The organism is Kitasatospora albolonga, from assembly GCA_002082585.1.
In the GTDB taxonomy this organism is placed as follows: Bacteria; Actinomycetota; Actinomycetes; order Streptomycetales; family Streptomycetaceae; genus Streptomyces; species Streptomyces stephensoniae.
The window spans coordinates 721,747-746,740 of sequence record CP020563.1; the positions used below are offsets into that span (position 1 = coordinate 721,747).

A 24,994-nucleotide genomic window follows, 5' to 3' on the forward strand; every position below is an offset into this window, starting at 1 on the left:
CATCAGTCACAAAGTGTTCGTGATCAGGCAACACCATGCGTTCACAGTAAGGATATGACCGATGTGACGTCTTCGAAGACCGCCCGCCGCCCGCACCACTGGCGGCGGGACCTGATCGAGCTGGCCGCCCTGTTCACCGCGGTCGCCGTGGCCGACGCGATCGCCAACCTGATCGGGCACCAGCCCGACGGGCCCTACCTGCTCATCGCGTCGGCCGTGGCCCTGGTGGCCACGGCGGCGTTCCACACCTGGTGGGCACGGCGCCACAGCAACGCTCCCCCGCCGGAGGAACCGGGCGCGTCCGGTCCGGCCCCGGACGCGTCCACCGGCCCGGCCGCCGGGTCCGGGTCCGGGTCCGTGGGCGTGGCCGGGGAGACGGTCCTGTGGCGGATGCGGACGACCGTGCGCGACGCCCCGGGCAGCCTGGCCGCCCTGTGCCTGGTCCTCGCCCGCCTCCGGATCGACATCCTGACGCTCCAGACCCACCCGCTGGCCGAGGGCACGGTCGACGAGTTCCTGCTGCGGGCGCCCGCCTCGCTCCCGGCGCAGGAGCTCACCCGGCAGATCGCGGCCTCGGGCGGAACCTCCACCTGGATCGAGCGGGCGGACGCCCACGATCTGGTGGACACCCCGACCCGGGTGCTCTCGCTGGCCACCCGTACGGCCCTTGACGCCGCCGAACTCCCGCTCGCACTGCGCCAGTTGCTCGGCCGGTGCACCATCCACTCACTGCCTGCCGTCTCCATCACCGGCCGCCCGACCGGGCAGAGCGCCCCGGTCGAAGGCGTGCTGGAGGAGACGGTGATGCGCCTGCGCGACCCGTCGGGCGGGGTCATCTCCGTCGAGCGCCCCTATCTGCCGTTCACCCCGACCGAGTTCGCCCGGGCCCGCGCCCTGGTGGAGCTGGATGCCCGGCTCGGCCCGCGCGTGCCCCGCAGCACGGACATCCTCACGCTCCCCGAGGGCAACGAGATCACCGTGCGCCGCGCGGACCGCGGCGACCTCGCCGCCGCCCGCGCCATGCACGACCGCTGCTCCCCGGACACCCTGGGCCTGCGCTACCACGGCCCGGTGGGCGACGCCGACCGCTACCTGGACCATCTGCTGAGCCCGCGCTTCGGCCGCACCCTGGCCGTCCAGACCGCCTCCGGCAAGCTGGTGGCGCTGGGCCACCTCCTGTGGGACGGCGACGAGACCGAGGTGGCCCTCCTCGTGGAGGACGACTGGCAGCGCCGGGGCATCGGCTCGGAGCTGCTCGGCCGCCTGGTGCAGCTCGCCCGGGAGGCAGGCTGCGACAGCGTGTACGCCGTCACCCAGTCCCGTAACACCGGCATGGTCGCCGCGATGCGGGCGCTGGAACTGCCCCTGGACTACCAGATCGAGGAGGGCACCCTCGTCATCACCGCACGGCTGACGAGTGCGACGGAGACACAGCAGATGGAGACACGGCAGACGGAGAGCCGGCCGACGGAGACGCGTGCGGCGGAGACGCGGCAGACGCAGACCCGGCCGCTGGAGACGCGTGCAGCGGAGACACGTGCGACGGACGAGCGGACCGTCCGGCCGTCCGGGCCTGCTGCGGAAGGGGCCCGTCGCTGAGCGCCCGGCACAGATCGGCCCAGAGGTCCTCGACGTCCTCCAGCCCGACCGACATGCGCAGCAGCCGGTCGCCGACGCCCGCCGCCTGCCGGTCGCCCTCCTCCACGATGCGGTGGCTGATGGAGGCCGGATGCTGGATCAGCGAGTCCACGCTGCCCAGGCTGACGGCGGGCGTGATGAGCCGTACCCCGGCGATCACCGCGTGCGGGTCCCCGTACACCTCGAAGGAGACCATCGCCCCGCCGATCTCCGGGTAGTGCACCCGGGCGATCCGCGGGTCGGCGGTCAGCCTGCGGGAGAGTTCGGCGGCGCTCGCCGACGCGGCCCGTACGCGTACGGGAAGGGTGGAGAGCCCCCGCAGCAGCAGGTAACCGGCCAGCGGGTGCAGCACCCCTCCGGTGGCGAACCGCACCTGGCGCAGGGTGGCCGCGAACTCCTCGTCGCAGGCGACGACCCCGCCCATCACATCGCCGTGGCCGCCGAGGTACTTGGTGGCGCTGTGCAGGACGATCCGGGCGCCGTGCTCGACCGGGCGCTGGAGCACGGGGGTGGCGAAGGTGTTGTCGACGAGCAGCGGCACGGAGCCGCAGGAGTGCGCGACGGCCCGGATGTCGATCTCGGCCAGGGTGGGGTTGGCCGGGGTCTCGACCATGACCAGGCCGGTGTCCGGCCGGATCGCGTCGGCGATACCCGCGGGGTCGGTCCAGGTGACCTCGGTGCCGAGCAGCCCGGCGCCCAGCAGGTGATCGCTGCACCCGTAGAGGGGCCGGACCGCGACGACATGACGCAGCCCCACGCTCGCGCGGGCCAGCAGGACGGCGGTGAGGGCCGCCATGCCGCTGGCGAACGCGACGGCGCTGTCGGTCCCCTCCAGCCGGGCGAGCGCGGTCTCGAAGCGGCCGGTGGTCGGGTTGTCCAGCCGGGCGTAGACGGGCGGGCCGTCCGGCCGGGCGCCCGTGGTGGCGAAGGCGTCGATCCGCTCGGCCTCGCCGCGCGAGTCGTAGGAGGGGTAGGTGGTGGACAGGTCCAGCGGAGGGGCGTGCAGGCCGAGGGAGGCGAGGTCGTCGCGTCCGGCGTGCACGGCTTCGGTGGCCAGCGCCCTGGTCGGGGTGGGGGCAGGGGGCGTCATCGAGACTTCGTTGTCCATGACAACAGCCTGAACAGTTACCGGCTCGTAGCGGTGAAAGGCCGTGTTACGTTCGCCGCATGGCCGATTCTGTCGCTCTGGACCCGGTGGATCTGCATATTCTGCGGCTGTTGCAGAACGACGCACGGAGCACCTACCGGGAGCTCGCCGCCGAGGTGGGGGTGGCCCCCTCGACCTGTCTGGACCGGGTGACCCGGCTGCGCCGCTCCGGAGTGATCCTCGGCGATCAGCTGCGCCTGGACCCGGCGAAACTCGGCCGGGGCCTTCAGGCGCTGCTCCTGGTGCAGGTCCGGCCGCACCGCCGGGAGCTGATCGGCCCGTTCGTCGAGCGGGTCCGGGCCCTGCCGGAGTCGCGGGCGCTCTTCCACCTCACCGGCCCCGACGACTATCTGGTCCAGGTGGCGGTGGCCGACACCGCGGATCTCCAGCGGCTGGTCCTGGACGAGTTCACCTCGCGCCGGGAGGTGGCCCGGGTGGAGACGCGGCTGATCTTCCAGCAGTGGGACTGCGGGCCGCTGCTGCCGCCCGGGGAGCCGGTCCGCCCCTGACGGCCGCGAAGACCGCCGCGAACCGGCCGCCCCTGACCGCCGCGCCCCGGCGGCCCGTCACCGCCGGCGACCGGGCCCGCCCGTGATCGTCTTTCGGACGCGCACCCGGTAAGTGTGGTGACGGAGAGGGTCCCGCCATTGGAAGATGTCCCCATGTCAGACACCTCGAGCAGCGCGCTGCCCCGTCAGGTCGCCGACGCCTACGTCGACGCAATCATCGGACTCGACCCCATCACGGGCACCTATCTGGGTGACCCGGAGAGCTCGCGCCGCCTGCCCGATTTCTCACCGGCCGGCCAGGAAGCGACCGCCGACCTCATTCGCGCCACGCTGCTGGAGCTGGACGACGCGGAGCGGCTCCCGGGTGCCGACAACGATGCCGAACGCCGCTGCGGACGGCTCCTGCGGGAGCGGCTGACGGCGCAGCTCGCCGTGCACGAGGCGGACGAGGGGCTGCGGACCGTGTCGAACCTGCACTCGCCCGCCCACAGCGTCATGCAGGTGTTCACGATCACGCCCACCACGACGCGGGAGGAGTGGGCGGCGGTCGCGGAACGGCTGCGCGCCGTTCCGGCCGCGTTCGAGGGGTACCGCGCCTCGCTCGGCCTCGGGCTGGAGCGCAAGCTGTACGGCGGCCCGCGCGCGACCGGCACCTTCATCGGCCAGCTGGCGGAGTGGGGCGGCGAGAGCGACAGCCCGGCGTTCTTCGAGGACTTCGTCGCGACCGGCCCCGAGGAGCTGCGGGCGGAGCTGGACGAGGCCGCCCGCGGCGCCACGGCCTCGGTGCTGGCGCTGCGCGACTGGATGCGTGACGTCTACGCCCCCGCGATCGAGGGTGCCCCGGACACGGTGGGCCGGGAGCGCTATGCCCGCTGGTCGCGGCAGTACAACGGGACGGACCTCGATCTGGACGAGGCGTACGCGTACGGCTGGTCCGAATACCACCGCCTGCTCGCGGAGATGAGGACCGAGGCCGAGAAGATCCTCCCGGGGGCGAGCCCGTGGGAGGCGCTCGCCCACCTCGATGTGCACGGCAAGCACATCGAGGGCGTGGACGAGGTACGGGAGTGGCTTCAGGGCCTGATGGACGAGGCGATCGAGGCGCTGGACGGCACGCACTTCGAACTCGCCGAGCGGGTACGGAAGGTGGAGTCCCGCATCGCCCCGCCCGGCGGCGCCGCGGCCCCGTACTACACGGGCCCCTCCGAGGACTTCTCGCGCCCCGGGCGGACCTGGCTGCCCACGATGGGCGAGACCCGCTTCCCGGTGTACGACCTGGTCTCCACCTGGTACCACGAGGGCGTTCCGGGCCACCACCTCCAGATCGCGCAGTGGACGCATGTCGCCGACAGCCTCTCCCGCTACCAGGCGTCGGTCGGCCAGGTCAGTGCCAACGCCGAGGGCTGGGCGCTGTACGCGGAGCGGCTGATGGACGAGCTGGGCTTCCTGCCCGACGCGGAACGGCGCCTGGGGTATCTGGACGCCCAGATGATGCGCGCCTGCCGGGTGATCGTGGACATCGGTATGCACCTGGAGCTGGAGATCCCGGCGGACTCGCCGTTCCACCCGGGCGAGCGCTGGACGCCCGCCCTGGCGCAGGAGTTCTTCGGCAGCCACAGCGGGCGGCCGGCCGACTTCGTGGAGAGCGAGCTGACCCGCTACCTCTCGATGCCGGGCCAGGCCATCGGCTACAAGCTGGGCGAGCGGGCCTGGCTGCTGGGCCGGGAGAACGCGCGGGCCGCCCACGGCGACGCGTTCGACCTCAAGTCCTGGCACATGGCGGCGCTTTCGCAGGGTTCGCTGGGCCTGGACGACCTGGTGGACGAACTGTCCCGGCTCTGACCCATCCCGGTGCCCCGGTCTCTCCCGCCCCGTCGGTGGCGGGAGAGACCGGGGCACCGCGTGACGAAAGTGAGGCGGCCCGCCATGCCTGAGCGGACCGGATTCCTTTTCTGCGCCGACCCGTTGCGGCCGAACCGGCCCGACCCGCAGGCCGCCGACGAGGTGGCGGCCGTGCGCGCGGCGGGCGCCCCGGTCGCGCTCCTCGACCATGACGCGCTCCTCGCCGGGGACGCGGCCGGGGCGGTGGCCCGGGTCGCGCGGGGCTCCGGCCCGTACTGGTACCGGGGCTGGATGGTCCCGTCCGGCCGGTACGCGGAGCTGGAGGAGGCTCTGTCGCTCCGGAGCTGCGCCCTGCTCACCGGCGCCGCCGACTACCGGCGTGCCCATGAACTGCCCGGCTGGTACGAGGTGTTCGCCGCCCTCACTCCGTACAGCGTCTGGTGCGAGGGCCGCCCCCGGGACGCCGGGGAGCTGGCGGCACCGCTGGGCCCCGGGCCGGGCATCGTCAAGGACTACGTGAAGTCCCGCAAACACGAGTGGCACACGGCCTGTTATGTGCCGGAGCTGACGGACCGGCGGCAACTGGCCGCCGTGGTCGACCGGTTCGTGGAGTTGCAGGACGCGTTCCTGGCCGGTGGGGTGGTGCTGCGTGCCTTCGAACCGTTCGTACGGGGCGGGGAGGCGCGGGTGTGGTGGCTGGACGGTGAGCCGGTGCTCGTCACCGCCCACCCCGACACCCCCGACCGGCGCCCCGCTCCCCCGCTGGACGCGGTGCGTGAGGCGGTGCGGCGGCTGGGGGCGCGCTGGGTGACGACCGATCTGGCGGTGCGGGAGGACGGGGTGTGGCGGGTGGTGGAGGTGGGCGACGGCCAGGTCAGCGGGTTGCCCGCGGGCGCCGACGCCGGGAAGCTGTTCGCCGCGCTGACGGCCGCCCGGCCCCTGCGGTGACGGCCGGGCTCAGCAGCCGCAGTCGGCGTCGTCGACCGGGGCGGTGAGCGGGTCGGCGGCGCGCCGCCCGCCGCCCTCCCAGGTCTCGTAGGCGAAGCCCTCGCGCGCCCAGTACTCGAAGCCGCCGAGCATCTCCTTGACCTGGTAACCGAGTTGGGCGAGCGCCAGGGCGGCCCGGGTGGCACCGTTACAGCCCGGGCCCCAGCAGTACGTGACCACCGGGACGGCCGGGTCGAGCAGCCGCGCCGCCTGCTCGGGGATCAGGGCGGTGGGCAGATGCACCGCGCCGGGGATGTGCCCCTGGTCCCAGGAGACGGTGGAGCGGGAGTCCACGACCACGAACCCGGGGTCGCCGTCGGCGGCGAGTGCGGAGGCGACGTCGGAGACATCGGCGTGGAAGGCGAGCGAGGCGCCGAAGTAGGCGGCGGCCACGGCCGGTGAGGCGGGCGGGACGCGCAGGACGGAGTTGACGGCCGGGGCCGTGGGCTGGGAGGTCATGACCATGAATCTATGACCGCCTCTCGGGAGCAGGAAGGGGGATTCCCCGGCACTCCCCTTGATCTGCCGGGGATTTCCGTGTTGTCTCGGCGGCGTGACCGACTATTCCCCGGACGCCACCGACTGGCGCATTCTCGATGTCCTCCAGCGCGACGGCCGCGCCACCTTCGCCGAGCTGGCCCGCGCCGTCGCCATGTCCCCCAGCGCCGTGACGGAGCGGGTGCGGCGCCTGGAGGAGACCGGGGTGATCAGCGGTTACGCGGCGGTGGTCGACGCCGAGCGGATCGGGCTGCCGGTCCTCGCGTTCGTACGGCTGCGCTATCCGAACGGCAACTACAAGCCGTTCCACGACCTCCTGGAGACCACCCCGGAGATCGTGGAGGCCCACCACGTCACCGGTGACGACTGCTTCGTCCTCAAGGTGACGGCTCGGTCGATGCGGCACCTGGAGGAGGTCACCGGCCGGATCGGCGCGCTCGGTTCGGTCACCACCAGCGTCGTCTACTCCTCACCGCTCCCGCGCCGTGCGATCGGCCGCTGACCCGCCGTACCGGCCGCACAGGGCTCACAGCCGGTGGTGCACCGTCGATCCGTGCCGGTCCTTGGCCACTTCGAGGCGGGCGGGGATGCGGCGGCGCAGATCGGCCACATGGCTGACGATGCCGACGCTGCGGTCCCGCTCCCGCAGCGAGTCCAGCACGTCGAGCACCTCGTCCAGGGTCTGGTCGTCCAGGCTGCCGAAGCCCTCGTCGATGAAGAGGGTGTCCAGGCGCACGCCCCCGGCCTCCTCGGTGACGACATCGGCGAGCCCGAGCGCCAGGGCCAGGGAGGCGAAGAACGTCTCCCCGCCGGAGAGCGTCGCCGTGTCCCGTTCGCTGCCGGTCCAGGCGTCCACGACGTGGAGCCCGAGCCCGGCCCGGCGCCCGCCCGTGCGGGCGTCGGAGTGGACGAGGGTGTAGCGGCCGGAGGACATCCGCTGCAACCGGGCGGTGGCCGCAGCCGCCACCTGTTCGAGGCGGGCGGCGAGGACGTACGACTCCAGGCGCATCCTGCGCTCGTTGTCGGCGGAGGTCCCGGCGGTCAGTCCGGCGAGCCGGGCAACCCGCTCGTACTCCTCGCGCACCGGGCCCAGCCGCCGCACCTCTTCCACAACTCGCCTGGAGAGCCGGTCGAGTTCGGCGCACCGGTCGCGGGCCGTCACGAGCCCCGAAGCGGCCTCGCGCAGCAGCCACTCCGCCGTCGCGTGGACGCTCTCGGCCCGCTCGGGCCGCGCGGGCGGAAGCTCGGCGGCTTCCCGGGCGTCCCTTTCCGCACGGCGGTCCGCGACGGCCGCCGCCTCCGCCTGCCAGGCGTCGATACGGTGCTGGAGGTCGCGCTGTGCGGCGGCGCCGAGAAGGGTGGCGGCAGCGGCCCGCGGGGTGTCGAACCCGGCTTTGAAGGCCGCGTCGGAGAGCCGGTCGTCGGCCTCCTTCCGGCGCCGGTCCGCGTCCTGTTCGGCGCGTACGGCCTCGGCGGCCTCGGCGAGGAGCGCCACCCGGCGGGTCAGCTCCCCCGCGCGGGCCGCGACGGACGCCGACTCGCCCCGGGCGGCGGCGATCTGCTCCGCCAGGCGGATCTGGTCGCGGTCGAGCGCCTCGCGCGCGGCGGTACGGGCCGAGATCCGGCCGTGCGCCTCCTGGCGCTGCTCCAGCCGTCCGGCGTGCTCGCGCTCGGCGACGGTGAGCGCTTCCCGCGCGGCGTGCGTACCTGCGGCGAGACGGTGGGCTTCGGTGTGCTCGTCGGCCAACCGGTCGACGAGGGTGCCGAGTTCAGCCACGGTGGGGGGTGCGGAAGTATCGTCCCCACGGGCCTCCGTCTCCGCCGTCGCATACCGTTCGCGTACGAGTCCGCGTTCCTGTTCCGCGCGGGCGCGGGCTTCCTCGGCGGACCGCTGGACGGCGAGGGCCTTCTCCTCCGCGGCCCGGTCCACCTGGCCGTCACCGGGGCCCGCGGGGGCCGGGTGTTCGGCCGAACCGCAGACCGCGCAGGGCTCGCCCGCGACAAGCTCCGCGGCCAACTCCGCCGCGATGCCGCGCAGTCGGCGTTCCCGCAGGTCGAGCGAGAACGTCCGGGCGTCCAGCTCCTGTTCCCGTGCGGCGGCGAACCGCTTCTCGGCCTGCTGTACGTCGGTGGCGAGCGCGTCACGGCGGCGCGCCGCGTCCAGGCGGCGGCGGGCCGGGGCCAGTTGTCCGGCGAGCTGCTCGGCACGGGTGGCGGCCTCCTGCGCCGCGTCGATGCGCGCCTTCAGGGCCGTACGGGTGGTGTCCCAGTCGGCCAGCCACGCGTCCGTGTCGCGGATCAGCTCCTCGTCGGCCCGCGCCTCCCGGTTCAGCCGGACGCGCTCCTCGGCGATCCGCGCGCTGCGCTCCTCGGCCTCGCGGGCCGCGTCGAGCGCGTACAGCTCCTGCTGGAACCGCCGCTCCAGACCGGCCAGTTGGTCGGAACCGGCACCGGCCAGCTCCGGGGGCAGCAGTGCCCGGGCCCGGTCGAGGCCGTCGCTCGCGGCCCGGTACGCCCGCTCGGCCTCCTCGCGCAGCTCCAGCGCCGGGGCCACCCGGTCGGCCTTGCGGGCGCGCTCCAACCGCTCCTGGCAGGCGTCGTGTTCGGGGCGCCGCTCCTCCAGCGCCTCGGCGCGCCGCAGCGTCTCGGCGTACCGCTGCTGGAGGCGGTCCCGTTCGCGTTCGGCCTCCAGGGAGCGGCGGGCGGCGAGTTGGCGGTCCTCGGCGCCCGCCAGCACGGTGGCGGCGATGGCGAGGTGTTCGCGGGCGGCGCTGCGGGTGAGGGCGGCCCGCTCCAGCACGGCTTCGGCCAGGCCCGGTTCGCCGGGCCGTACGGTGGGCGGCGCGGCCTCGGTCGCGGCCGGGCCGCCCGCCTGGGCGATGCGCTGGGCGAGGGCGAGGATCTGCTCGTCGCCCGCCTTCACCCGGGCCTCGGCGCCCCGGCGCAGCTCCGCGAGGCGCTCCTCCACGGCGGCGAACCGGCGGGTGTCGAAGAGGCGGCCCAGCAGCTTGCCGCGTGCCTCGGCGTCGGCGCGCAGGAAACGGGCGAAGTCGCCCTGGGGCAACAGCACGACCTGGCAGAACTGGTCCCGGCTCATCCCGATGAGCTGGGCCAGCTCCTCGCCGATCTCCTGGTGCGACTTGCTGAGCGCCTTCCAGCCGCCCTCGGGGCCGCGCTCCCGCAGCCTGCTCTGGGCCTTCTCCTGGGTGAAGCCGTCGCCGCGCTTCTTGGGGCGCAACTGGGCGGGGCTGCGGGTGACTTCGAGGCGGCGGCCGCCGACGGTCAGCTCCAACTGGACCTCGGTGGAGAGACCTTCGGGCGCGTGGTCGCTGCGCAGGGTGGCCCCGGGGCTCTGCCGGGCGCCGGGGACGGCTGCGTACAGCGCATAGCAGACGGCGTCCAGGACGGAGGTCTTCCCGGCGCCGGTCGGGCCGTGGAGCAGGAAGAGTCCGGCGGAGGAGAGGGCGTCGAAGTCGACTTCCTGGGTGGCGCCGAACGGGCCGAAGGCGGTGAGGGTGAGGCGGTGCAGTCTCATCGGGACACCTCGCGCACGCTCTCGTCCACCCGTACGTCGTCGAACGCGGCGCGCAGCACGGTGCGTTCGGGGTCGCTGGGTCCGCTGCCGCCGCGCACATGGGCCACGAAGTCCTCCGCGATCTGGTGGTCGTCGCGGCCCTTGAGGCGCTGGGCGTAGGAGGCGAGCGGGTCCTCGGGGGGCCGCTCCGGGTCGAAGACCAGGTTGAGGATGTGCGGGAAGCGGGCGGCGAGGCGGGCCATGGGGTCGGCGGGACGGACGGGGTCGGTGAGGGTGGCCTCGACCCAGGCGTGCTCGTGGCGGTCCAGGGCGGGGTCCTCCAGGAGGGTGTCGAGGCGGCCCCGGAGCCGGGCGAGGGGGCGTTCGACGGGGCAGTCGATCCGTTCCTCGGCGGCGATGGCGCCGCTGCCGTCGAGCTCGATCAGCCACATGGTCTTGCGGTGGTCGGCCTCGGAGAAGGAGTAGGCGAGCGGGGAGCCGGAGTAGCGGACGCGCCCGGTGACCCGCTGGGAGCCGTGGAGGTGGCCGAGGGCCACGTAGTCGACGCCGTCGAAGACCCCGGCCGGGACGGCGGCGACCCCGCCGACGGTGATGTCGCGTTCGCTGTCGCTGGGTTCGCCGCCCGCCACGAAAGCGTGCGCGAGGACGACGGAGCGGGTGGTGGCGGGGCGGGCGGCGAGGTCGGCGCGGACCTTGTCCATGGCGGCGGTGAGGACCGCCTCGTGTCCGGCCCTGGCGGCGCGGAGGGTGTCCTTGACCAGGGCGGGTTCCAGGTACGGGAGGCCGTAGAGGGCGATGTCGCCGTGGGCGTCGGTGAGGACGACGGGGGTGGCGCAGCCCTCGGGGTCGGTACGGAGGTGGATTCCGGCCCGGTCCAGGAGTCCGGCGCCGACGCCGAGCCGGCGGGCCGAGTCGTGGTTCCCGGAGATCATGACGGTGGGCACGCCGAGGTCGGCGAGCCGGTGCAGTGCCCGGTCGAAGAGTTCGACGGCGGCGAGCGGCGGGACGGCCCGGTCGTAGACGTCGCCGGAGACGAGGACGGCGTCCACCTCGCGGGCCCGGGCAGTGGCCACCAGGTGGTCGAGGAACGCGGCCTGGGCGTTCAGCAGGGGCACCCGGTGGAAGGACCGGCCCAGGTGCCAGTCCGAGGTGTGCAGCAGCCTCACGCGGCCGCTCCGCCGGTGGTGCGGGGCGTGCGCCGTGTCTGCCGGGGCGCACTCTGCCGCGTGCGCCGTGTGTGCGTGGCTCCGCGCCCTGTGCGCTGCATGTACGTCGTCCTCCACCCCGTGGGCCGCGCCGGGCGGCCCGTGATCCCGACCGGCTCGGACCACGCTAACGCCGCCGGGCCGCCGATCCCGCATCGACCAGGAATTCGCCGCCCGCGGGACCGGTCTCGAGGGCGCTCACACGTCCCCGTACGCCTCGCCGCCCAGCTCCAGCGCGGCGGTCCCGGCGGTCACGTCGGCCAGCCAGGCGGTGAAGGCGGGGACATCGGCGTCCGGCAGCCCGATCTCGATGGTCACGGCCTCCGCGTACCGCACCTCGCGCACATCCCGTCCGGTGGCCCGCAGGTCGTTCTCCAGCTTGCCCGCCCGCTGGTGGTCGACGCGGACGGTGGCCAGCCGGAACCGCTGCCGGGTGATGGTGCCCAGCGCGTCGAGGGCTTCGCCGACCACGCCCCCGTACGCCCGGATCAGTCCGCCCGCCCCGAGCTTGACCCCGCCGTAGTAGCGGGTGACGACGGCCGCGACGTACCGCATCTCCCGGCGCATCAGCATCTGGAGCATCGGGACACCGGCGGTGCCGCCCGGCTCGCCGTCGTCGCTGGCCTTCTGTACGGAGGCGTCGGCGCCGATCACGTACGCGAAGCAGTTGTGGGTGGCGGTGGGGTGCTCCTTGCGGACGCGTGCGACGAAGTCCTGCGCCTCCTGTTCGGTGGCGGCGGGGGCGAGCGAGCAGAGGAAGCGCGATCGGTTGATCTCGCTCTCGTGCACACCCGCGCGGGCGACGGTCCGGTACTGCTCCTGCATCCGTCCACCCTATGCGCCGCCGGGCGGGCGGGCTCCGGCGGGAATGGCGGGGCCGGGGCCGTCGGTTGTCCCGGCATGGACAACGAGACAGAGACGATCCGGCGGATTCTCCAGGACACGGGCGACACCTGGGCGGTGGTGGGCCTCTCCACCAACCGCTCCCGCGCCGCCTACGGGGTGGCGGAGGTCCTCCAGCGCTTCGGCAAGCGGGTCGTGCCGGTGCACCCCAAGGCCGAGACGGTGCACGGGGAGCAGGGGTACGCCTCGCTGGCGGAGATCCCGTTCCCGGTGGACGTGGTGGACGTGTTCGTCAACAGCGAGCTGGCGGGCGGGGTCGCGGACGAGGCGGTGGCGGTGGGGGCGAAGGCGGTCTGGTTCCAGCTGGATGTCGTGGACGCGGAGGCGTACGGGCGGACGCGGGCGGCGGGGCTGGAGATGGTCATGGACCGGTGCCCGGCAATCGAGATCCCGAAGCTGGGGTAGGGGTGTGCGGGCCGGGCGGCATGGGCAGGGTCTCCGCCGTGAGCGACCCCGACAGCATCGAGCGGTTGGCCGCCGCGCTGTCCGCGCTGGGCGTGCGCCCCGGTGACGTCCTGCTGGTGCATGCCTCCCTGCGGGCGACGGGGCCGGTGCCGGGCGGGCCCGCCACCGTGCTGGCGGCGCTGCGCCGGGCGGTGGGGAGGGCCGGGACCCTGGTGGTTCCCTCCTTCACCACGGAGAACTCGGACACCTCCCCGCAGTACCGCGCCCGCGTGCACGGCCTGGACGCCGGGGCGCGCGAGGCGGTCCGCGCGTCGATGCCCCCGTTCGATCCGGCGCTCACCCCCGCACCGTCCATGGGGGCGCTGGCCGAGACCGTACGGACGGCGGCGGGGGCGCGGCGCAGCGGCCATCCGCAGACCTCCTTCGCCGCTCTCGGCCCCGCCGCCGGGAAGCTGCTCGCCGGGCACCGGCCGGACTGCCACCTCGGTGAGGACTCCCCGCTCGCCCGGCTGTACGAGGCCGACGCCCGGGTCCTCCTGCTCGGCACCGGCTACGCCACCTGCACCGCCTTCCACCTGGCCGAGTACCGCACCCCCGCCCCGCCGCTCCGCCGCTACCGCTGTGTGGTGGCGCCGGGGGGTGTGCGGCAGTGGTGGGAGTACGAGGATGTGGCCCTGGACGACGGCGACTTCGCGGCCCTGGGCGCCGCGTTCGAGGAGTCCGCCGCCCCCGGTGACGTACGGAAGGGCCTGATCGGGTCCGCGTCGTGCGGGCTGCTCCGGCTGCGGGCGGCCGTCGACTTCGCCACCGGGTGGCTCACGGCCCACCGGTAATCCCTCTCGGGTCCCCCGCGCCGCCTCAGACCCCGAGCCCCGCCACGACCACCGCGCCGGGGAGGGCGGCGAGCGCCTTGCCGGGCACGATGAGCTTGCCCCGGCGGCTGCCGCTGCCGATCAGGACCCACTCCTCGTCCACCACGGCGGGGTCGAGGAGGAGCGGCCAGTCGGCGGGGAGGCCGATCGGGGTGATGCCGCCGTACTCCATGCCGGTCGCGCCGACCGCCGTGTCCATCGCGGCGAAGGACGCCTTGCGGGCGCCGAGGTGCTTGCGTACGGCGCCATTGACGTCCACCCGGGTGCGGGAGAGCACCACGCACGCGGCGAGGGTGGTCTCCCCGCCGCGCCTGCCCGCCACGACGACGCAGTTGGCCGAGGTGTCCAGCAGGTCCCGCCCGTGGTGCTCGACGAAGACGGCGGTGTCGGCCACGGCCGGGTCGGTGTCGACGTGGATGATCCGGTCGGCGGTGATGCCGCCCCACCCGGCGGCGAGGGCCGTCGCGACGGGGGCGGGGAGCAGGTCGAGCCGTTCGGAGGCGGGAGAGGCGTCCTCGAAGGTGCCGATGGGTGCGCGCATACGGCTCACACTAACGGCGGCGCCCCTTGCCCCGGCGGGCCTTCGTCACCGGTCGTCCGGCGTCTCTCCCCGTTCGGCCAGCGCGACCAGCTGTTCCGGGGTCACGCCCTCCGGAATGGGTACGGGGGCCGGGGTGCGCAGGGGCGGCTGCCAGCCCTTCTCCGGGTCCCAGCTCCGTACGACCCGGGCCGGGGCCCCCGCGACCACCGCGTGGTCGGGGACCTCGCCGCGCACGACCGCGCCCGCCGCGACCACCACGTTCCGGCCGAGCCGGGCGCCGGGCAGGATCACCGCTCCGGTGCCGATCCAGCAGCCGGGGCCGATCGCGACCGGCTCCATGCGGGGCCACTGCTTGCCCACGGGCTCGTGCGGGTCGTCGTAGCTGTGGTTGGTCGAGGTGACGTAGACGTACGGACCGCAGTACGTGTCCGGGCCGATGGTCACCGTCGTGTCCGCGATCACATGGCTGCCGCGCCCCAGGACCACCCCGTCGCCCAGGGTGAGGATCGGGTCGGGCCCCAGGTCCAGGTCCGGCATCATCCCGGCGGTCAGGGTCACCTGCTCGGCGATGATGCAGTGGCTGCCCAGCTCGATCCACGGCTCCCCGAAGACCGTGCCCTGCGGGAACGCCAGCCGGGTCCCCTCCCCGATCGCGCCGAAGCGCAGCCGGCCGGGGTGCTCGGCGGTGACGGCGCCCGCCTCCCGCGCCCACTCCCAGCCGCGGTGGACCAGCCAGGAGGCGGCACGGCGGCCCCGGCGGGCGAGGAAGGAGAACGTGTTGCGGTTTTTCGGCACGGGCTCACGGTAGTCGGCGCGGGTGGCGGCGATCCGTGCGGTGACCTGTGATGTTCACCCCACCCCCCGGCGCGGGCGAGGAGCCGTCGCCTACCGTGTGAGTCGGCCCGATCCCGATCGCAGGCCCCAGGAGCAGCACACCGGACCACCGAGGAGCAGGCCATGGCGGAACAGGCGTTGATCACGGGCATGGGCGGCAAGGAGCCGGTCATCGACGCGGACGCGTTCGTGGCCCCGACCTCCGTGGTGATCGGAGAGGTGGTGCTGGCCCCCGGTTCCAGCGTCTGGTACCAGGCCGTGCTGCGCGCCGACTGCGGCCCGATCACGGTCGGCCCGGACAGCAACATCCAGGACAACTGCAGCGTCCACACGGACCCGGGCTTCCCGCTCACCGTGGGCGCGCGGGTCTCGGTCGGCCACAACGCGGTGCTGCACGGCTGCACCGTGGAGGACGACGTCCTGGTGGGGATGGGCGCCACCGTGCTCAACGGCGCGCACATCGGCGCCGGGTCCCTCGTCGCGGCGCAGGCGCTCGTCCCGCAGGGGATGCGGGTGCCGCCGGGGTCGCTGGTCGCGGGGGTGCCCGCCAAGGTGAAGCGGCCCCTGACAGCGGAGGAGCTGGAGGGCATCCGGTTCAACGCGGCCGGTTACGTGGAGCTGGCCAAGGCCCACCGCGCGGCGCACGAGGGCTGAGCCTCGCCCGTGTGGGCCCGCACATACCGGAAGCCGCCGCTCCCCTCCCCGACCGGAGGGGGCGGCGGCCCCGGGAACGTACGCCCGCGGGCGTCAGCTGTTGGGGCGCAGGGTCCACACGACGGTCATCTCGCCCGTGACCGCCCCGTCCGCCCGCTGGATCTCGATGGCGACGGGGAACTCGGGGCGCTCCCCGGCGTCGAGCTGGGCGACGACGTCGGCGATCGGGCGGCCGAGGGTGGCGGTCGCGGTGACCTCTCCCATGGCGAGCTTCTTGTAGCCGATCTCGGCCTTGACGGCGAGCGGCACGGCCCGGGACATCTGGTCGCCGAAGGCGGCGATGACGATGGCACCACTGGCGGACTCGGCGAGCGTGAACATCGCTCCGGCGTGCGGCCCGCCGACGTGGTTGTGGTACTCCGCCTGGTCCGGCAGCCGGACGACGGCGCGCTCGGGGGTCGTCTCCAGGAATTCGAGGTTGAGGGTCCGGGCCATCGGAACCGTCGCGACGAGCATCTCGCCGACGGTCATCTGTTCAGCGCTCATGGACCGAAGGTTACTCATGAGTAGCCAGGTTTGGCCATCCCCCGCCCTCCCCCCTGTTACGGCACCGGGACAGCTCTGGGACAGGGGCGGGCGTGGCAGTGGACACGCCACCCATCTATGGTTACTGGCCATGTGGCCAGGACAGCAGCCGCCCGGGGGCGAGCAGAACCCGCAGGACCCGAACCAGAACCCGTACCAGCAGCCGGGGTACCAGCAGCCGAACCCCTATCAGCAGCCGGGGTATCCGCAGCAGGGGCAGCAGCCCGGCCAGCAGCCGGGACAGCCCGGCGCGCCCGGATACCCGCCGGGCCAGCCCGGACAGCAGCCCGGTCAGCCGGGGTACGGACAGCCGGGGCAGCCGGGGTACGGACAGCCCGGGTACGGGCAGCAGCCGGGTTACGGGCAGCCCAACCCGTACCAGCAGCCGACCGTCCCGCAGTACGCGGTCACGGGGCCGCCCGGCGGGCCGAAGCCCGGCGACGGCAAAAAGAAGACGACCGTCATCGCCATCGTCGCGGCGACCGCGGTCGTCGTGGCCGCCGTCGTCACCGGCGTCATCGTGATGAACAACAAGGACGACGACGGCGGCTCGACCGTCGCCGACGACAAGAAGTCCGCCTCCCCGAGCGCGAAGCCGAGCGTGTCGGAGGACGCGAGCTCCGCCCCGGTGGAGAACCCGCGCGGCTCCGAGGGCGACCCCGAGCCCCTCGTGCCGGGGTGGAAGGTCGTCACCAACCCGAAGTGGGGCACGCAGTTCGACGTCCCCGGTGACTGGGAGGTCTCCAGCTCGGGTGTGTTCGCGGGCTTCGAGGACTCCAAGAACCCCGAGAACGCGCCGGTCGCCGGATTCACCGCGCCCGCCTTCTACAAGAGCAAGTGGTGCGTCGAGGACTCCGACAAGGACGGCCGCGACGAGGAGACCGAGCTGGCCGGCGTCGGGACGAAGGGCGCCCGCGGGGCGAAGAGCACCGACGAGGCCGCGAAGGCCGAGGCGGGCACCTGGGTCTGGGCGGCGTACGGCCAGAGCGACCCGAAGGAGAAGGTCAAGGTCGGCGATCCGAAGCCGTTCACCACGCAGTCGGGCCTCTCCGGCAGCGTCGTGACCGCCACCGCGACCGGGCTGGCCAAGAAGCAGAAGTGCGACACCGACGGGAAGTCGATCGCCTTCTCCTTCAAGAACTCCAAGGGCGACTTCTCGACCTGGGTCCTCTACGCCGTCGCGGGCGTGGACGACGAACTCCCGGACGCCACCGTCCAGAAGATCCTGAGCACGGTCCGGCTCTCCGGCGACCCGACCGGCTGACGCCCGTCCGCCCCGGCCCGGGCACGCTGTCCCCCGGGCCGGGACGGGGCTTCCCGTGTCCGGTCGGCCTCCCGCATCCAGCCGACGCCCGCCGCAGGCCGACCCACCGTCCTCAGCCAACTCTCCGTCTTCAGCCGACCGCCACCCTCAGCCGATGCTCCGTCCTCAGCCGATGCTGAAGGCGCCCTCCGGCGGTTCGGGCGAGGCGACGGCGTCAGCGTCCCGCACCGGGCGGGCCCCACCGATGAACCGGACCAGCGCGTCACCGTGCGTGACCCTGGCCGGAAAGGCGTCGGCGGCGCAGCGGCGGATGAGCGGCGCCGTGTCGATGGGGGCGTGCGAGGCCAGCAGCACGACATTGCCGAAGCGCCTGCCGCGCAGCACCGCCGGTTCACCGATCAGCGCCAGCTCCTCGAAGGCCGCCGCGAAGTTGGCGAGTTGGGAGCGGAGGAACGCGAAGGGCGCGCTGTCGGCCAGGTTGGCCGCGTAGATCCCGTCGCGCCGCAGCACCCGCCCGGCGGCCCGCGCGTACTCCACCGAGGTCAGGTGGGCCGGGACCCGGGAGCCGCCGAAGACGTCCGCGACGACGAGATCGGCGGACCGGGCCGGTGCCGCTTCCAGCCGGGCCCGGGCGTCGGCGGCGTGCACGCTGATGCCGCTGCCGTCGGGCAGCGGCAGATGCTCCCGCACCATCCGCAGCAGCTCGCGGTCCGCCTCGACGACGTCCTGCCGCGAGCCGGGGCGGACCGCCGCGACGTACCGGGGCACGGTCAGCGCGCCGCCGCCGAGGTGCAGGACGTCCAGCGGGGTACCGGCGGGCGCCGCGCACTCCACGACATGCGCGAGGCGCCGTACGTACTCGAACTCCAGGTACGTCGGATCGTCGAGGTCCACGTACGACTGGGGCGCTTCGTCGACCGTCAGCAGCCAGGCCCGGTCGCGGTCCACATCGGGCAGCAGCCGGGCGGTGCCGCAGTCGACCTCGCGGATGACGGGTATCGGATCGTTCACCCCTCCATTGTCGCGCGGCCCCGCCGCCCGTCACCCCCGTATCCAGGGGTGGCGGGCGGCGGCGGCCCTCAGAACAGCCCGGTGACCGTGCCCGCGCCGACCGTGCGCCCGCCCTCGCGGATCGCGAAGCCGAGGCCGGATTCCAGCGGGACGTCACGGCCCAGCTCCACGGTCATGGTGACCGTGTCACCGGGGCGCGCGACCGCCGTCCCGCCGAGGTCGACGTCCCCGACGACGTCCGCCGTACGGATGTAGAACTGCGGCCGGTAACCGGTGGCGACCGGGGTGGACCGGCCGCCCTCCTTCGCCGACAGGACGTACACCTGCGCGGTGAACCGGCGGCTGGGCGTGACACTGCCGGGCGCGGCCACGACATGGCCGCGCCGGACCCGGTCACGCTCCACGCCGCGCAGGAGCAGCGCCACGTTGTCCCCGGCCTCGGCGGACTCCATCGGCTTGCCGAAGGTCTCCAGACCGGTGACGACCGTCTCGATGTCCGCGCCCAGCACCTGGACCCGGTCCCCCACGCGGACGGTGCCGCGCTCGACGGCGCCGGTGACGACGGTGCCCCGGCCGGTGATGGTCAGGACGTTCTCGACGGAGAGCAGGAACGGCGCGTCGGTGTAGCGCACCGGCATCGGTACGTATGTGTCGACGGCGTCCAGCAGCCCTTCGATCGCCGCCGTCCACCGTGGGTCGCCCTCCAGCGCCTTGAGCCCGGAGACCCGGACCACGGGAACGGTGTCGCCGCCGTACCCGTGCGCGGAAAGCAGCTCACGGACCTCCAGCTCGACCAGGTCGATCAGCTCGGGGTCGCCCGCGTCGGCCTTGTTGAGGGCGACGACGATGTGGTCGACGCCCACTTGACGGGCCAGCAGGACGTGCTCGGCGGTCTGCGGCATGATCCCGTCGAGCGCGGAGACGACGAGGATCGCCCCGTCGAGCTGCGCCGCGCCGGTCACCATGTTCTTGATGTAGTCCGCGTGACCGGGCATGTCGACGTGCGCGTAGTGGCGGGTGTCGGTCTCGTACTCGACGTGCGCGATGTTGATGGTGATACCGCGCTGGGCCTCCTCGGGGGCCCGGTCGATCCGGTCGAAGGACACGTAGGAGGTGGAGCTGCCGCCCCGCTCGCTGAGGACCTTGGTGATGGCGGCGGTGAGGGTGGTCTTGCCGTGGTCGACGTGGCCCATGGTGCCGATGTTGAGGTGCGGCTTGGTGCGCACGTAAGCCGTCTTGGACATGGCTCGTTCCTTAAGAACTCGAAGCTGAGAAGAGAGAAAGACCCCAGGGCCCCGCCGACCCTCCCCTTGCGGGGTCCGCCGGACTGTCGGGGGAGGGTCAGCTTCGGGCGCCGCCGATGGGCGCCGCCGCTGCGATGACGGCTGCGGTGGAGGCCGTGGCCACGTCGTTGACGGCAGCCTTCGGCGCGTCCGCGACTGCGGACGGCGCTGCGAGGAAGGCGTACCGGAACATGCCTCTGATCATGGCGGGGCGGGACCGCGGCGTCGAATGGTTTTCCGCGTGGCTTCCCGTGGCTTCCCCGCGCCTCAGAGGTTCTTGAGCGCCTCGCGCACGGAGAGCGGGGACAGCCGGGTCCGGGCACCCTCGACGAAGTCGCGTACGGCGGTGGGGTCGGTCTTCGCGTACTCCCGCAGCGCCCAGCCGATCGCCTTGCGGATGAAGAAGTCCGGGTGGTCCGCGCGGCGCAGGCAGTAGCCGAAGAGGCGGTCGGTGTCGGTGGCCTCCTTGTAGCGCAGCTGGTGAAGGAGGGCGGTACGGGCGACCCACAGGTTCTCGTCCTCGGCCCACCGGTCCATCTCCCGGGCGAGCGCCGGATCGGCGGCCACCAGCGGCCCCGCGACATGCGCGGCGAGCAGATCGACCGTGTCCCACCAGGGGGTGGTGGTGACGAGGTGGTGCAGGACGGGCAGGAAGCCGGAGGAGCAGGAGGCCACGTACCGGCGGAGGTAGTCGACGGCGAAGTACTGGTACTCGCGCTCGGGCAGCTCCCAGCAGCGCAGCGCGACCGCCGTGCAGTCCCGCTCGTCCGGCCGCCCGGTGCCCGCCAGCACGGCCTTCGACAGGGCCCGGCGCCGAGGGGTGGGAATCCCGAGGAAGGGGGCGATGTGCTTCATGTACGCGGCGGCTCCCTCGGCCCGTACGGGATCGGCGGCCGGGGCGTACGCCTCGGTCAGCCGCGCGAGCACGGTGTCGGCGAGCGGACTGTCCGGTACGGCGGGAGCGTCCGGTACGGCAGCGGGAAGCGGGCTGTCCGTTACGTCAAGGTCGTCCGGTACGGCACCGGGAAGCGGGTCGTCCGGTTCGGCGGGGGCGGAGGCTGCTGCAGGGTCCACGCGACGTACGTTACGGCGATCATCCACCGTTTTCGGTTACTCTCCCCGAATGTTCGACCCCGTCCCCACCACCCGTCCCGCCGGTGGTGCGGCCCTTCGCTTCTCGAAGGCGCTGCTCTCCCCCTGGTCCCGGTTCTCACTGCTCGTCGCGGTGCTGCTGGCCGCCGCGTCGACGATGCTGCTGTTCGAACCACAGCGGCTGCTGGCGTCGGGCTGGCCGGAGCAGCTGACCGGTGGTGGTGCGGCGATGCTGTTCGGGCTCGCGTACGGGGCGCTGACCGTGGCGTTCGTGCCGCGCCCGCTCCTGAACCTCGCCGCCGGGGCGCTCTTCGGTACGCAGACGGGGCTGATAGCGGCGCTGGCGGGCACGGTGCTGGGCGCGGGCGTCTCGTTCATGCTGGGCCGGGTGCTGGGCCAGGACGCGCTGCGCACCCTGCTGCGCGGGCGGGTGCTCACCGCCGCCGACGGGGTGCTGAGCCGGCACGGCTTCCGCTCGGTGCTGGCGCTCCGCCTCTTCCCCGGTATCCCCTTCGCCGCCGCCAACTACTGTGCGGCGACCTCCCGCATGGGTTATCCGCCCTTCCTCCTGGCCACCGGGATCGGCTCCATCCCTAACACGGCGGCGTACGTGATAGCGGGCAGCGAGGCCGCGTCGCCGACCTCGCCGCTGTTCCTGGCCGCGACGGGGTTCATCGTGCTCTCCGGTCTCGGCGGCGCGCTGGTGGCCTGGCGCAAGCGCCACCGGCTCCGCCGGGACACGCCGAAGGGCTGACCGGGACACGGCGGAAGCCCCGGCGGACGACGGCACCGGAACGACCGGTGCGGTCAGCCTGGCGTTCACTTTCAGGCGATACGCTGCCCGCGACCTCGATGTCCTTGACGTCGCTCCGCACTCCGCACGCAGCCGACGGGCCCGCCGCCCGTGGCCGATGCACGATCACCTCCGGGATGGCTTAAGCCCCATGAGCTGGTTCGAATCATTCGTCCTGGGACTCGTTCAGGGACTGACCGAGTTCCTGCCGATCTCCTCCAGCGCCCATCTGCGGCTGACCGCCGCGTTCGCCGGCTGGCAGGACCCGGGGGCGGCCTTCACCGCCATCAGCCAGATCGGCACGGAGGCGGCGGTGCTGATCTACTTCCGCAAGGACATCGCGCGCATCCTTTCGGCGTGGTTCCGCTCGCTGACGGACAAGGAGATGCGCAGCGACCACGATGCCCAGGTGGGATGGCTGGTCATCGTGGGCTCGCTCCCCATCGGGGTGCTGGGCATCACGCTCAAGGACCAGATCGAGGGCCCCTTCCGCGACCTGCGGCTGATCGCGACGACGCTCATCGTCATGGGCATCGTCCTCGGGATCGCCGACCGGCTGGCCGCACGCGACGAGGCGGGCGGCAAGCACCGCGCCGTGAAGGAACGCAAGACGCTCAAGGACCTCGGCGTCCGGGACGGTCTGATCTACGGCTTCTGCCAGGCGATGGCGCTGATCCCCGGTGTCTCGCGCTCGGGCGCGACGATCAGCGGTGGTCTGCTGATGGGCTACACGCGCGAGTCGGCCGCCCGCTACTCCTTCCTGCTGGCCATCCCGGCGGTGCTCGCCTCGGGCGCGTACGAGCTGAAGGACGTGGGCGAGGGCCATGTGTCCTGGGGGCCGACGATCTTCGCGACGCTGGTGGCGTTCTTTGTCGGATATGCCGTTATCGCGTGGTTCATGAAGTTCATTACGACCAAGAGCTTCATGCCGTTCGTGATCTACCGGGTGGCGCTCGGTATCCTCATCTTCATCCTCGTCTCGGCCGGTGTGCTGAGCCCGCACGCGGGTGAGTCCGCGGGCTGACGCCACGGTTGCGCGTCCCCGCCCGGGAGCAGCCGGGCGGGGACGATCCAGCAGCGCAGCAGCCAGCAGCGCGGATAGATGTCACCACCGTAGAGCGAGGGTCTGACAACGCCGGTTCAGCGGCCCGTGAGCCCCGTCGCCGCCAGGACCGCGTCCACCGTCTCTTCCACCGTCAGCCCGGCGTTGTCGATCCAGAGGCCCTCGTCGGCCAGTTCGGTGCGCATCGCCGCGTCCAGGAAGGACCAGTCCGTGGTGAGCGTCTTGTCCCGGGCGAGGTTGCGCTCCCCCGCCTTCGCCGCACCCGGGGCGAGGACCACGAAGTGCAGCGGCCCGACGGCGGTCTGCCGCCGGTAGAAGCCGAGGTGGGCCCGGCGGACGACCACGTCGTCGATGACCGGGACGAACCCGGCGGAGACGAAACTGTCCGCCAGCAGGCAGGCGTTGCGGGCCCGGAGGAAGATCTGCCGGTCCGCCTCGGCGTCCGGCTCCGGGGAGGGCCACCGCCCGCCCGTGACAATGAGTCCCTGGAGCGCGTCCACCTCGATATGGGCCGAGGCGGCGAACCGGGCCGCCAGCGCGGCGGCCACCGTGGACTTCCCGCTGCCGGGGATACCGCTCAGCAGGACCGCCCCCGCCGCCGGTTCGCCGTCCACCGGCACTTCGTTCCAGGTCATCGTCCCCGCTCCGCCCCCGGGCGGCCCGCGCCGCGCCCCCGGTGATCGTAGGGCACCGGGGGCGGGGAACGTCTCCGGCCGGACGGACGGGCGGCCAGGCCGTACGCGGAGACGCCCCGCTAGCAGAGGGCCGGGCCAACGGCCGCCATCACCCGCTCACCCGGTTCCGTACGCCACTGCCCGGCCAGCTCCCGGCGGGCGCGCGCCACGCGGGAGCGCACCGTACCGACGGGGCATCCGGCGGCGTCGGCCGCCTCCTCGTAGGAGAGCCCCAGCACCTGCGTCAGCACGAATGCCTGGCGGCGCGCGGGGTCCAGGCGGTGCAGGGCGTCGAAGACGGCGACCGACTCGTCGAACCCGGGGAGGTGGCGCGGCTGGACCCGTTCCGCCGCGCCCTGCCAGTCGGCGGTGTCGGCGGTCCGGGGGCGCACGGCGGCCGTGCGGTGGCGGTCGATGACGACGCGCCGGGCGATGGAGAGCAGCCAGGTGCGGGCGCAGGAGCGTCCGGCGAACCGGGCCAGTCCGCTCATCGCCCGCAGATAGGTCTCCTGGGCGAGGTCGTCGGCGCCCGGGACGTCGGCGCTGAGGTAGGCGACGAACCTCCGGACGTCCTCGTAGGTCGCCCGGACGAAACGGTCGGCGGCCTCCTGGTCACCGCCGCCCGCGGCCAGCGCCCAGTCGGTGATCTGTACGTCGTTCCGGCGGGTGGTGTACGCGCGGGGCCGGGGTTCCGGGGCGGTCGGCGGCCGGGTGGGGAGGGAGGGGATGGCAGTCGGGGTCACAGCAGTCCTTCGCGTCCTGGCGGAGCCGCGGCGCGGTCGGCGGGCCCGGCTCCGCGTGACCGGCCTCGCGGACGCCCTGGGGGCGGTTCCGCGGACCGGCATGCCTGTCACGGGTGTGCGCGGGAGCGCGCACACCCGTACCGCCACCGGGCCGTACGGGACCGGGTGGTCGGTCGGAGGTCACGGGGAGGGGACGGGAAGCGGTGGACCGCGCCGGGAGATGGCGTGCAGGGCGAGAAGGTCCTGCGGGCGGCGGCCCGGTCTGCGGCGGGTGCGCCGCCGTACGGGCGGGACGCCGTCGAGCGGGGCCGCCGACCAGAGGCGCCAGGCTGTCCGCAGCGGCGCCCGGACGAACAGGGCCAGGCAGCGGCCCAGCCGGGCGAGGGCCACCTCTCCGCGCCACAGCCACCAGCCGCAGACCAGCCCGGCGACCGCGTGGGCGGCGGCCATGCCGAGGGTGAACACCGAACCGTCGAAGGCCGCCAGAAGCCCCGTCAGATGCGCGGTGTCCCCGGCCGCCGGACCCGCGCCGAAAGCATGGGAGGCGTGGCTCGCCATCGCCCCGTGCGCGTGGTGCGCGCTCCCCGCGCCGCCCGCTCCGGAGGCGGCCGGGAGGCAGGCGGCGGCAGCGCTGAAGCAGGCGTGCAGACCCAACTGGCCCAGGACATGGGCCGATACGGTGACCGGGGCGCTCCGTTCGCGGCCCGCGAGCCACCAGCCGGCGGCGGCGACAGGCGCGAGGACGGCCACCAGGGGCAGGAGCGGCAGCGGCCCGTCGGACATCAGGGCATGGCCGAGTCCGGACACGGCGACGCACACGACCGCGAACAGCGCGGTGCGGGCGAGGCGGAGTGCGGTTCCGGCTCCCATGGCGGTCATGGTGCCAGCCGTACCCGCCCCGCGGAGAAGGCCAGCA

At 73.6% G+C, this 24,994-nt stretch carries 24 protein-coding genes and 1 pseudogene; 11 read left to right on the forward strand and 14 right to left on the reverse strand.

Annotated elements, in window-relative coordinates:
- The first annotated feature begins 63 nt into the window (after positions 1 to 63).
- Positions 64 to 1,419 (forward strand): annotated as a pseudogene (locus B7C62_03010) (GNAT family N-acetyltransferase).
- On the opposite strand, the gene B7C62_03015 reads toward B7C62_03010, so the two are convergent.
- On the reverse strand, positions 1,400 to 2,746 hold the full coding sequence (locus B7C62_03015) for a cystathionine gamma-synthase (GenBank protein ID ARF71339.1): 1,347 nt from the start codon (positions 2,744 to 2,746) through the stop codon (positions 1,400 to 1,402). The pseudogene B7C62_03010 and the gene B7C62_03015 sit on opposite strands and share 20 nt — an antisense overlap.
- Positions 2,747 to 2,805: 59 nt before the next feature.
- Here B7C62_03015 and B7C62_03020 point away from each other — a divergent pair, with 59 nt between their 5' ends.
- The 3 genes from B7C62_03020 to B7C62_03030 all read left to right on the forward strand — a co-directional run bounded on the left by B7C62_03020 (position 2,806) and on the right by B7C62_03030 (position 6,084).
- Positions 2,806 to 3,294 (forward strand): AsnC family transcriptional regulator, encoded by a 489-nt coding sequence (locus tag B7C62_03020; protein ID ARF71340.1) that lies wholly within the window; start codon positions 2,806 to 2,808, stop codon positions 3,292 to 3,294.
- 153 nt (positions 3,295 to 3,447) lie between these two features.
- Positions 3,448 to 5,136: a hypothetical protein gene (locus tag B7C62_03025; protein ID ARF71341.1), complete on the forward strand. Its 1,689-nt coding sequence runs from the start codon at positions 3,448 to 3,450 to the stop codon at positions 5,134 to 5,136.
- An 84-nt stretch (positions 5,137 to 5,220) separates the two neighbouring features.
- The gene (locus tag B7C62_03030; GenBank protein ARF71342.1) at positions 5,221 to 6,084 is read left to right on the forward strand and encodes a hypothetical protein; all 864 of its coding nucleotides are present in this window, start codon (positions 5,221 to 5,223) and stop codon (positions 6,082 to 6,084) included.
- Positions 6,085 to 6,093: 9 nt separating this feature from the next.
- Here B7C62_03030 and B7C62_03035 read toward each other — a convergent pair whose 3' ends face one another.
- Positions 6,094 to 6,588 carry a sulfurtransferase gene (locus B7C62_03035; protein ID ARF71343.1) on the reverse strand — a complete coding sequence of 165 codons (495 nt, stop codon included), beginning with the start codon at positions 6,586 to 6,588 and terminating at the stop codon, positions 6,094 to 6,096.
- Positions 6,589 to 6,676: 88 nt separating this feature from the next.
- On the opposite strand from B7C62_03035, the gene B7C62_03040 reads away from it, so the two are divergent.
- Complete coding sequence (locus B7C62_03040) at positions 6,677 to 7,123, forward strand: ArsR family transcriptional regulator (protein ID ARF71344.1); 447 nt, start codon at positions 6,677 to 6,679, stop codon at positions 7,121 to 7,123.
- A gap of 24 nt (positions 7,124 to 7,147) precedes the next feature.
- Here B7C62_03040 and B7C62_03045 read toward each other — a convergent pair whose 3' ends face one another.
- From B7C62_03045 to B7C62_03055, 3 genes are all read right to left on the reverse strand, one after another.
- Complete coding sequence (locus tag B7C62_03045) at positions 7,148 to 10,156, reverse strand: ATP-binding cassette family protein (protein ARF71345.1); 3,009 nt, start codon at positions 10,154 to 10,156, stop codon at positions 7,148 to 7,150.
- On the reverse strand, positions 10,153 to 11,322 hold the full coding sequence (locus B7C62_03050) for an exonuclease SbcCD subunit D (protein ARF71346.1): 1,170 nt from the start codon (positions 11,320 to 11,322) through the stop codon (positions 10,153 to 10,155). The genes B7C62_03045 and B7C62_03050 overlap by 4 nt, the downstream gene beginning before the upstream one ends.
- A 237-nt stretch (positions 11,323 to 11,559) precedes the next feature.
- The gene (locus B7C62_03055; GenBank protein ID ARF71347.1) at positions 11,560 to 12,186 is read right to left on the reverse strand and encodes a YigZ family protein; all 627 of its coding nucleotides are present in this window, start codon (positions 12,184 to 12,186) and stop codon (positions 11,560 to 11,562) included.
- Positions 12,187 to 12,261: 75 nt separating this feature from the next.
- Here B7C62_03055 and B7C62_03060 point away from each other — a divergent pair, with 75 nt between their 5' ends.
- Together B7C62_03060 and B7C62_03065 are read left to right on the forward strand one after the other, a co-directional pair.
- Complete coding sequence (locus B7C62_03060; GenBank protein ID ARF71348.1) at positions 12,262 to 12,669, forward strand: CoA-binding protein; 408 nt, start codon at positions 12,262 to 12,264, stop codon at positions 12,667 to 12,669.
- Positions 12,670 to 12,689: 20 nt separating this feature from the next.
- Positions 12,690 to 13,502 carry an AAC(3) family N-acetyltransferase gene (locus B7C62_03065; GenBank protein ARF71349.1) on the forward strand — a complete coding sequence of 271 codons (813 nt, stop codon included), beginning with the start codon at positions 12,690 to 12,692 and terminating at the stop codon, positions 13,500 to 13,502.
- Positions 13,503 to 13,527: 25 nt separating this feature from the next.
- Here B7C62_03065 and B7C62_03070 read toward each other — a convergent pair whose 3' ends face one another.
- Positions 13,528 to 14,082: a hypothetical protein gene (locus B7C62_03070; protein ARF71350.1), complete on the reverse strand. Its 555-nt coding sequence runs from the start codon at positions 14,080 to 14,082 to the stop codon at positions 13,528 to 13,530.
- Positions 14,083 to 14,127: 45 nt separating this feature from the next.
- On the reverse strand, positions 14,128 to 14,877 hold the full coding sequence (locus B7C62_03075) for an acyltransferase (GenBank protein ARF71351.1): 750 nt from the start codon (positions 14,875 to 14,877) through the stop codon (positions 14,128 to 14,130).
- A 162-nt stretch (positions 14,878 to 15,039) separates the two neighbouring features.
- Between B7C62_03075 and B7C62_03080 the strand changes: the two genes are divergently transcribed.
- Positions 15,040 to 15,570 carry a gamma carbonic anhydrase family protein gene (locus tag B7C62_03080; protein ARF71352.1) on the forward strand — a complete coding sequence of 177 codons (531 nt, stop codon included), beginning with the start codon at positions 15,040 to 15,042 and terminating at the stop codon, positions 15,568 to 15,570.
- A gap of 93 nt (positions 15,571 to 15,663) precedes the next feature.
- Here the strand turns inward: B7C62_03080 and B7C62_03085 are convergent, their stop codons facing one another.
- Entirely contained in the window at positions 15,664 to 16,101 is a 438-nt protein-coding gene (locus tag B7C62_03085) for a DUF4442 domain-containing protein (protein ARF71353.1), read from the reverse strand.
- 145 nt (positions 16,102 to 16,246) lie between these two features.
- Between B7C62_03085 and B7C62_03090 the strand changes: the two genes are divergently transcribed.
- Positions 16,247 to 17,419, forward strand: a complete 1,173-nt coding sequence (locus B7C62_03090) for a hypothetical protein (GenBank protein ID ARF71354.1) — start codon at positions 16,247 to 16,249, stop codon at positions 17,417 to 17,419.
- 165 nt (positions 17,420 to 17,584) lie between these two features.
- Here B7C62_03090 and B7C62_03095 read toward each other — a convergent pair whose 3' ends face one another.
- From B7C62_03095 to B7C62_03105, 3 genes are all read right to left on the reverse strand, one after another.
- Entirely contained in the window at positions 17,585 to 18,430 is an 846-nt protein-coding gene (locus B7C62_03095) for a spermidine synthase-like protein (protein ID ARF71355.1), read from the reverse strand.
- 68 nt (positions 18,431 to 18,498) lie between these two features.
- Positions 18,499 to 19,674, reverse strand: a complete 1,176-nt coding sequence (locus B7C62_03100; GenBank protein ARF71356.1) for an elongation factor Tu — start codon at positions 19,672 to 19,674, stop codon at positions 18,499 to 18,501.
- Positions 19,675 to 19,980: 306 nt separating this feature from the next.
- Entirely contained in the window at positions 19,981 to 20,640 is a 660-nt protein-coding gene (locus B7C62_03105) for a DNA alkylation repair protein (GenBank protein ID ARF76960.1), read from the reverse strand.
- A 196-nt stretch (positions 20,641 to 20,836) separates the two neighbouring features.
- Here B7C62_03105 and B7C62_03110 point away from each other — a divergent pair, with 196 nt between their 5' ends.
- Both B7C62_03110 and B7C62_03115 read left to right on the forward strand, forming a co-directional pair.
- On the forward strand, positions 20,837 to 21,559 hold the full coding sequence (locus tag B7C62_03110) for a hypothetical protein (GenBank protein ID ARF71357.1): 723 nt from the start codon (positions 20,837 to 20,839) through the stop codon (positions 21,557 to 21,559).
- Positions 21,560 to 21,749: 190 nt separating this feature from the next.
- Positions 21,750 to 22,622 (forward strand): undecaprenyl-diphosphatase, encoded by an 873-nt coding sequence (locus tag B7C62_03115; protein ARF71358.1) that lies wholly within the window; start codon positions 21,750 to 21,752, stop codon positions 22,620 to 22,622.
- Positions 22,623 to 22,738: 116 nt separating this feature from the next.
- Here B7C62_03115 and B7C62_03120 read toward each other — a convergent pair whose 3' ends face one another.
- The 3 genes from B7C62_03120 to B7C62_03130 all read right to left on the reverse strand — a co-directional run bounded on the left by B7C62_03120 (position 22,739) and on the right by B7C62_03130 (position 24,948).
- On the reverse strand, positions 22,739 to 23,296 hold the full coding sequence (locus tag B7C62_03120) for a phosphotransferase (GenBank protein ID ARF71359.1): 558 nt from the start codon (positions 23,294 to 23,296) through the stop codon (positions 22,739 to 22,741).
- A gap of 119 nt (positions 23,297 to 23,415) precedes the next feature.
- The gene (locus B7C62_03125) at positions 23,416 to 24,078 is read right to left on the reverse strand and encodes an RNA polymerase (protein ID ARF71360.1); all 663 of its coding nucleotides are present in this window, start codon (positions 24,076 to 24,078) and stop codon (positions 23,416 to 23,418) included.
- A gap of 180 nt (positions 24,079 to 24,258) precedes the next feature.
- A complete protein-coding gene (locus B7C62_03130; GenBank protein ID ARF76961.1) occupies positions 24,259 to 24,948 on the reverse strand; it encodes a hypothetical protein in 690 nt (229 codons plus the stop codon).
- Positions 24,949 to 24,994: the final 46 nt, after the last annotated feature.